The sequence below is a fragment of the Streptomyces phaeochromogenes genome (assembly GCF_001418655.1).
Lineage (GTDB): Bacteria > Actinomycetota > Actinomycetes > Streptomycetales > Streptomycetaceae > Streptomyces > Streptomyces phaeochromogenes.
Genome location: NZ_LIQZ01000340.1, coordinates 684 through 1,649 on the forward strand (window position 1 = coordinate 684; position 966 = coordinate 1,649).

Annotated in this window: 1 protein-coding gene and 1 pseudogene; both read left to right on the forward strand. The window is 70.1% G+C overall.

All coding sequences use genetic code 11. The features are described 5' to 3' along the window. Positions 1 to 384: pseudogene (locus AOK17_RS36555) on the forward strand (cysteine hydrolase family protein); the annotation flags it as partial. 147 nt (positions 385 to 531) lie between these two features. After that, positions 532 to 813 carry a metal-sensitive transcriptional regulator gene (locus AOK17_RS36560; RefSeq protein ID WP_055616905.1) on the forward strand — a complete coding sequence of 94 codons (282 nt, stop codon included), beginning with the start codon at positions 532 to 534 and terminating at the stop codon, positions 811 to 813. The last annotated feature ends 153 nt before the right edge of the window (positions 814 to 966 follow it).

Here is a 966-nt window from a genome sequence, read left to right on the forward strand (position 1 = left end):
CCCGTCGGCGCCTGGCGGGCCTACTACGAACAGGCGCCCTTCGCGCTCCGGCCTCCGCACGACCGGATCTGGGAACTGGTGGACGAACTCGCCCCCCACGCCCGGCACTTGGTGGACGCCCCGACCTTCGGCAAATGGACTCCGGAACTGGCCGAGCGGGTCGGGCCCGAGGGCCGTCTGGTGCTCGCCGGAGTCAGTACGGACTGCTGTGTGCTCTCCACCGCACTGGCCGCCGCCGACACCGGAGCGGAGGTGTGGGTGGCGGCCGACGCCTGCGCGGGAGCGGACGACGCCTCGCACGCCAAGGCCCTGCAGATCATGGACCTGTACCGGCCGCTGATCCAGGTCGTCACCGTGGCCGAGGTGCTCGCCTCGGTCGCGTGAGCGCCTGAGTGTCTGAGCGCAGGTCGCGTGAGCAGTTGGGTACCGGTCGCGGAGCGGCTGAGCACCGCAGGCCCCACAAGGCACCTCAGGCCCCACCGAGCGAGGCGTACCATACCGGGTGGGGTATATACCGAGGGAGCGCTCCACATGGAACTGCAGATGGCGGCCGACGAGCTGAAGTCCGTGATCAACCGGCTCAAGCGGGCCCAGGGGCAGATCGCGGGCGTGATCAACATGATCGAACAGGGGCGGTCCTGCGAAGAGGTGGTCACCCAACTGGCAGCGGCCTCAAGGGCGTTGGACCGCGCCGGGTTCGCGATCATCGCGACCGGGCTCCAGCACTGCATGACCGACGAGGGCGGCGAGCAGGATCTGGACCGCGACCAGATGCGGGCGCGCCTGGAGAAGCTCTTCCTGTCCCTCGCCTGACGCGCCCCGGCCGGAAGGCCGTCGTCAGAGGCGCCCCGCCCCCGTGTAGAGGTCCAGCTCCCCTTCGAGTTCGACGGCGATCACCGTCGCCTGGTCGTCCAGGTCGGCCGTCGCGGGTGCGTCGATCCACGTGACACCGGGAACGGTGTCGAG

What these genes read in the sequence shown, in the direction of transcription:
- AOK17_RS36560 (WP_055616905.1), top strand. Translation starts at nt 532, where the DNA reads ATGGAACTGCAGATGGCGGCCGACGAGCTGAAGTCCGTGATCAACCGG.